The organism is Asaia sp. As-1742 (assembly GCF_011753235.1).
GTDB classification, from domain to species: domain Bacteria; phylum Pseudomonadota; class Alphaproteobacteria; order Acetobacterales; family Acetobacteraceae; genus Asaia; species Asaia bogorensis_B.
Map to the genome: position 1 here is coordinate 1 of NZ_VWWA01000029.1, position 6,420 is coordinate 6,420.

A 6,420-nucleotide genomic window follows, 5' to 3' on the forward strand; every position below is an offset into this window, starting at 1 on the left:
GACGCCGAGTTGCCATAGAAGGCTGGCGGTGGTGAACGCCTGATGCAGCGTGCTGGTGGTCACCCCGAAATCCAGTGGGATCGCGACTTTCGGGTACAGGGAGGCGACCGCTACTCCGATTTCGGCATTGTCCCGCGCATAGCGGAATGTCGCGGCCTGGATATCCGGCCGGCGCGTCAGCACCTCGGAGGGAACTGACGGCGGCCGCGCTGGCGGCAGAGGGATGGAAAGATCCGCGCGCGGCGTCAACTGCATGGCCTCGGGTGTCGTCGCGGTCAGGATCGCGAGGGCGTTCTTCATCTCCGTGGCCTGCGCGACAAGGGGCGGGACAGTCTGTTGGGCGGCGGCGAGATTCGCTTCGGCCTGATCCACGTCAGCGTGGCCGCGCGCACCGGCGCGCCATTCATGTGTCACGAGATCACGCTGGCGAGCGACAAGGGCGACGCGGTCCTTCGCGACCTGAAGCCGTGCCAGGGTCGCGCACCAGGTCACATAATCCGCGCCGACTTCCGCCAGAAGGCGCAGGCGCAGCCCGTTGCGCTCGGCCGCCATTTCGGCCTGCGATGCCCGCGCGGCTTCCGTCCGGCGCCGCGTCATCCCGAACAGGTCCAGTTCCCATGAACCGTCGAACCCGAGAGACCAGTAACGGTAATCTCCCGCACTCGCTCTGGGAGGCCACTGGATCGTCTGCGACTGACGTCTTTTCTCGGCGATGCCGCCAAGGCCGATGACGGGTGACGACGCCGCCACTTCGATCCGGATCTGGTCGCGGGCGGCCTCGACGCGTTTCTCTGCGGCGGCGAGGTCATTGTTGCGTGTCAGCGCCTCATGGATGAGGCGGCTCAGTTGCGGGTCGTGGAATCCGGCCCACCAGAGTTCATCCGGAACCGACAGGCTTGGGACGCCGGGCCGGCCCACCCATTGGGGCGGTCCCTCCGCATGGGGCGCGACATAATCCGGCCCGACGGTACAGCCGGTGATGACGATGAGCGCAAGAATGGAGCCCGCGCGCGCCATGTTCATGATCGCTCTCCCGGCCGATCGGCGCCGGCCGGGGGCATGCAGGCCGCGATGACACAGGTTGCGGCCAGCATCAGCGCGAGGTCGGCCAACAGCGTCGAAAAGCCGATGACGATCGATTGGTGCCTCACGAGTGCGCCGACCACCGATCGCGCACGGTGGTCCAGCAGGGCCATATCGGGCGTCGTCCAGGGCAGGGCATTCACGCCATCCCGCGCTGCGAGCGTGCGGTGGTGTGGCTGGAGGCCGGTGCTGGTGAGCAGTTCGCCATAGCGTCCCTCGGCCCGCAGCCGCAGCCCGGTTGCCGCCCACGCGGTCGCGACGGTGCCGGCAAGGCTGCGGGCCATGTTGAAGATGGCGGCGGCATAAAGCCCTTCACTCGGCACCACGTCGCCCACGAACAGCATCAGCAAGGGTAGGAGGATCCATGGCAGGCCGAACCCTTGGAGGATTTGTCCCGCGAGAAAATTGCCGGGAACCCAGCCGCTGGTGACGTCGAGGTCGAGCAGGCAGGCCAGTGCATTCAGTCCGAAGCCCAACACGAAAAAGGTCCGGGCTTCCATCCATCCGTAGCGTAGCGCCACGATGCAGACCGGGTAGGCAACGACCTGTGGCCAGAACACGGCGTCCAGTGCCGGTGCGATCTGCTCCGGCCGGTAGGTGGGGATATCGGCGAGGAAGGCCGGCACCAGACCGCCGGAAAGGACCGATGCGAACTGATAAGGGATGGCGATCAGCGCGCCGAGCAGGGTATTGCGGCGGGTCAGCAACCCGGTCATCAGGATAGGGTGAACGACCCGGCGTCCCCCGAGCCAGAATGCTCCGAGTAGGAGTGCCGCACCCATGATGACGGCGAACAGGGCCAGCGGCGTCTCTGACCAGTGCAGTCGGTTCCCCTGACTGAGGCCGCCGCCAAGGAGAATGGCCCCCACTGAAAACAGGGGGATCACGCGCAGATCGGCGCGCGCGAACAACAGCCAGCGAATGCGCTCGCGCCATAACCCGAGATATCCGCAGACGAACGCAATCAGCCCCAGTGGAACTGCAATCCAGAAGATCGCCGGCGTTCCCCAACGCTCGACGAGCCAGACATCCAGAGATGCGGCGGCCTGAGGTGCCATCGTCGCCGCCGAGGCATAGAGCCCGATCGCCAGCGCGCGCCATGTCGGGGGGAAGGTCCGCAGTTCGGTGATGATCGCGAGCGGAATGATGACTCCGGCGGCAAGCCCCATGCCCGATCGCGCCAGGATCATCACTGCCAGGTCATGTGTCATGGCCGCGATGGCGGATGTGATCGCGAAGAGCGTGATTGCGGGCAGCATAATCCGGCGCAGGGAGAAGATCACGGCGAGCCAGCATCCCAGGCCGACACCGACCGGTTCGAACGCCAGATAACCAGCGGTGAGCCAGGACCCCTCATCCGGGCCGATCCCCAGCGCGCCCTCAATGTCCGGCAGCGACAGCGCGAAGAAGCGCGTCGACATCATGACCATCCAGGCCGCGCAGATACCGCAGCTTCCCGTGAGGAGCTTTATTCGCCTCTCCGATGTCATGGCGCGTCTTCCCGTATGTCGACGAGAGTTCGTACCAAGACGTGTGAGGACATGCCGGGTCGCAGGAGGTCGATGGTCGCCTGGCCTGGCTCGATAACGATCTTGACGGGAAACCTTTGAACGATATGGGTGAAATTGCCGGTGGCGTTGTCGGGTGGCAGCAGGGCTGTCTCGGCGCCCGAGACGGGTCCGATACTATCCACATGCCCGCGAAAGATGGCTCCGGGGAAAGCGTCGATCGTGATCGACGCAGCCTGTCCAACCCGCATATGTGTCAGTTGCACCTCGCGGAAGTTCGCGACGATCCAGACATCTGGCAGTGGCGCGACCCGCGCCACTTGGGTGCCGACACCGACATATTCGCCGACATAGACCACCCGCGCGGTGACCTGACCGGCGACAGGGCTGGCGATCCGCGTGTAGCCGAGGTCGATCGCGGCGAGTTCGCGCGCCGATACGGCTGCCAAGACGTCGTTTTGTGCCTGCACGAGTTTGGCGTGCAGCACGTCCTGAGCCCGCCGGGCCGCATCCACAAGGGCGGCGTCGCGATCCCGCGCGGCCGATAGACGGGCCAGATCGGCATCGGCGATCTCGAGGTCGCGATGGGATGTGCTGCCGTCGGTAATGAGATCGTGCTGACGCCGTCGTTCCAGACGCCGTTGCGCAACATCGGCGTCCGCTATGCGCAGTGCGGCTTCCGCTGCCGCGATCTGCGCCGTCTCCAGGCCGATTTGCCGTTGGACAACCTCCAGCGCCGCTCCGGCCGCGCCCAGCATGGCGTCCTTTTCGGCGAGATGGGCTCGATAATCATCGTCCTGTATTGTCACGAGGATCTGGCCGGCGTGGACCCGGGCATTGTCCGTGGCCGGAACCCGCGTGACGTATCCGGCAACGTGGGCGGAGAGCACGACCGTGTCCGCATGCACGAAGGCGTCATTCGTGCTTTCGCAGTACAGGCAGAGATCGATCGCGTCGCCATGCAGTAGCATCCGGGTCGCGAGGACCGCCCCGGATGCAACAAGGATCAGGCCCAGCGCCACGATCCGCCCCCACCCGGCAGGCAGAATATGCTTCATCAGTCTGAACGGAAGCAGTCGTGCGCGGTGTGTGCCATTGATGCCGGAAAAGCGGGGCAGGACCTATTCTTCCGGCGTTCCGGCGAACACCTCGCCAGCGACCTGCAACGCGGCCAGGGCTGCGGGAACGCCGGCGATAATGCCCGTCTGCACGCAGATATCGGCGATTTCCCGGCGCGTCAGGCCCGCGCGCAGAGCCGAGCCGACACGCAGCCGCAGCACGCCCGCCGCTGTGGCGCCCCGCGCCGCGCACGCGGCGATCATCACCGCTTCCCGCAGCCGCGTATCCAGCCGCGTCTGGCCGTAAACATCGGCGAATTCCCATTCCATGACGAAACGGCCCAGTTCCGGTGCCGTCGTTGCCAGTGAATCCAGGAAAGCGGACGCCGGTACGCCGGTGATCTCCTCGAAGGCACGCTTGCCCTCGGTGAAACGTTCGTCTGACATGTGGTCTGTCTCCGATGATCGTTGAGCTGGCCAAAAAGGCCGTCGTCGCGGCGCAATTCGCTAATGACCGGACGGTAACTAAAATGCGGATATCGGAGGTCATTCGTCAAGCGTATTTGCCGATCGGTCATCTGTCTCGCTACAATGGTCCGCACAGGAAGTGGGAGACAGGGCCAGCATGGTGGAAGATAAGGGATCGGATGCTGGCGTCGTGCGTGCGCCGGAAGAGGTGGGATCAACTCCGCCGCAAAGGAAGCGGCGTCGCCTCGATCCGGAAGACCGTGAGCGTGAGATCATTGATGGTGCCGTCGCGTTCTTCGCCGAGGTCGGATTCGACGGAGGATTGCGCGATCTGGCGAAACGGCTGGGTATCACGCACCAGAATCTCTTCCGCTACTTCCCGACCAAGGAGGCCCTGATCGACCGGGTCTATGAGGAAGTCTATATCGGACGCTGGCAGGTCGAGTGGGAGACATTGCTTGCTGACCGCTCGATCAAACTCGAGCAGCGCCTTACACAGTTCTACCGATCATATCTGCAAGCGATCTTCCGCTATGACTGGGTCAGAATCTTCGTGTTCGCCGGTCTGAAAGGTGTCGGTATTACCCAGCGTTATCTGGAACTGGTCCAGGCAAGGCTCGTCGAGCCATTGGCGCGGGAATTGCGGGTGACGACTGGTCTCCCCGACACCATTGAGGTTCCTTTGCTGCCGGAGGAAACCGAAATGGCCTGGGGGCTGCACGGCGAACTGTTTTATCTGGCGGTTCGTCGTTGGGTCTACGACATGAAAGTTCCCGACGACCTTGACGCAGTTGTTAATCTTGCTGTTGTGAAGTTCCTTTCTGGAGCGCCGAGCGCGATGCGGGTGCTCCATATAGGCACTGTCAAAGCGCTTGCACCCCGGCCTGGGCAACACGCTCGTCCTGCTCGCCGGCTCCCCCGCTGATCCCGATCGCGCCGACGATCCGCTCACCGCGCCGGAGTGGCACCCCGCCAGCGAAGATCATCACGCGTCCGTTGTTCGAGGTGTGAATGCCGAAGAACGGGCCTCCAGGCTGACTGTGTTCGGCAAGGTCAGCCGTGCTCATGTCGAACGCACGGGCTGTGAAGGCCTTGTTGATGGCAATGTCGATTGCACCGATCCGGGCGCCATCCATCCGGGCGTGCGCGACGAGACTTCCGCCGGCATCGACCACGGCGATGTTCATGGGCTGGCCGATCGTCAGGGCTTCGGCCTCGGCGGCGGCGATTACACGTCTGGCGTCTTCAAGGGAACAGGTCATGAGCACCTCCATAAGTGACCGACCGGTAAATAGGGAAAAGGGATGCTTCCGTCAAGCTTGGCGGAGTTCGCATTGTCGTGGACTTGGGAGACGGAATCGTGTGGATGGGGAATAATGTATGTGCGATGAGAGAACGTTATTCGGCCAGTGCCGTCAGTAATGCCTTCCGGGCGAAAGCCACGCGGGGGTGTCGCAGCGCGGTGCGCGCCCATACCAGGTGAAATGCGTTGCGCGGAACGGCTTTCGGTGCCGCGATCTCTCGTAGGGTGCCGGCCTGCCGCTGCTCCCGCGTCAGATAGTCGGGCAGGACCGACCAGCCGATGCCCGCCATAAGCATCGCGCGCAATACGCGCATATCCGGAGCGGTCGCGACAGGGGGCCGATCGACGGCAAGGTCGTTCGCACTCAGCCAGGTGCGAAGCAGCGGGCGTTCGAGATCGTAGGCAATATGCGGCACCACGCGCAGTCCCTCGTTCGGGCCGAGATGATGGATGCGGTCGGCGATGTCCGGGATGGCCACGGCTTGCAGAGTTTCGATTCCGAGTTGCGCCCAGCTCAGGCGTGGATCCTCCGGGAGGGACGCCGTCAGTCCCAGATCCACGGTATCGGACAATAGCCAGTCGTACAAGGCGTCGCGACCGCCGATATGCAGGCGCAGGTCCAGTCCGGCTTCGATCAGGGGTGCAAGACGCGGCGCCACATACTCGCCCAGATACTCCGCTGGCGCCGCGAGATGCAGTGTCCCGGTGAGATCGGCCGACCGTGCCTTCGCCGCCGCCAATGCTGTTTCAGCCCGGTCGAGACTGTCTCCGATTGTCATCGCCAGATCGTCCGCAGCGGCGGTGGGCCTTACACCGCGCGTATGGCGGACGAACAGTGGCCGCCCCAGTTGTGCTTCCAGTGATGCGATATGTTGCGACACGGCCGGCTGGGTCAGCGACAATGCCCGTGCGGCTTCGCTGATCGAACGACATCTGTGGACTTCGACAAAGGTGCGCAGGTGCAGAAGCGACATGGGTTACCTATAACAAAAATTATGGC

7 protein-coding genes are annotated in these 6,420 nt (G+C 64.0%); 1 reads left to right on the forward strand and 6 read right to left on the reverse strand.

Annotation, left to right across the window (positions count from 1 at the left end; all coding sequences use genetic code 11):
• From F3J08_RS16420 to F3J08_RS16435, 4 genes are all read right to left on the reverse strand, one after another.
• Window positions 1–1,023 (reverse strand): efflux transporter outer membrane subunit (locus F3J08_RS16420; protein WP_166931769.1); only part of this gene is annotated, 1,023 nt, incomplete at its 3' end.
• The gene (locus tag F3J08_RS16425; protein ID WP_166931771.1) at window positions 1,020–2,573 is read right to left on the reverse strand and encodes an MFS transporter; all 1,554 of its coding nucleotides are present in this window, start codon (window positions 2,571–2,573) and stop codon (window positions 1,020–1,022) included. The genes F3J08_RS16425 and F3J08_RS16420, both read right to left, overlap by 4 nt.
• Window positions 2,570–3,649 carry an HlyD family secretion protein gene (locus tag F3J08_RS16430; protein WP_240149423.1) on the reverse strand — a complete coding sequence of 360 codons (1,080 nt, stop codon included), beginning with the start codon at window positions 3,647–3,649 and terminating at the stop codon, window positions 2,570–2,572. The genes F3J08_RS16425 and F3J08_RS16430 overlap by 4 nt, the downstream gene beginning before the upstream one ends.
• Before the next feature lie 63 nt (window positions 3,650–3,712).
• The gene (locus F3J08_RS16435; protein WP_166931774.1) at window positions 3,713–4,096 is read right to left on the reverse strand and encodes a carboxymuconolactone decarboxylase family protein; all 384 of its coding nucleotides are present in this window, start codon (window positions 4,094–4,096) and stop codon (window positions 3,713–3,715) included.
• A 178-nt stretch (window positions 4,097–4,274) separates the two neighbouring features.
• Between F3J08_RS16435 and F3J08_RS16440 the strand changes: the two genes are divergently transcribed.
• Window positions 4,275–5,042, forward strand: coding sequence for a TetR/AcrR family transcriptional regulator (locus F3J08_RS16440; protein ID WP_205207122.1), 768 nt, complete (start codon window positions 4,275–4,277; stop codon window positions 5,040–5,042).
• On the opposite strand, the gene F3J08_RS16445 is transcribed toward F3J08_RS16440, so the two are convergent.
• A complete protein-coding gene (locus F3J08_RS16445; protein WP_166931778.1) occupies window positions 4,981–5,379 on the reverse strand; it encodes a heme-binding protein in 399 nt (132 codons plus the stop codon). The genes F3J08_RS16440 and F3J08_RS16445 overlap by 62 nt on opposite strands.
• Window positions 5,380–5,515: 136 nt before the next feature.
• On the reverse strand, window positions 5,516–6,394 hold the full coding sequence (locus tag F3J08_RS16450; protein ID WP_166931780.1) for a LysR family transcriptional regulator: 879 nt from the start codon (window positions 6,392–6,394) through the stop codon (window positions 5,516–5,518).
• Window positions 6,395–6,420 lie beyond the last annotated feature (26 nt).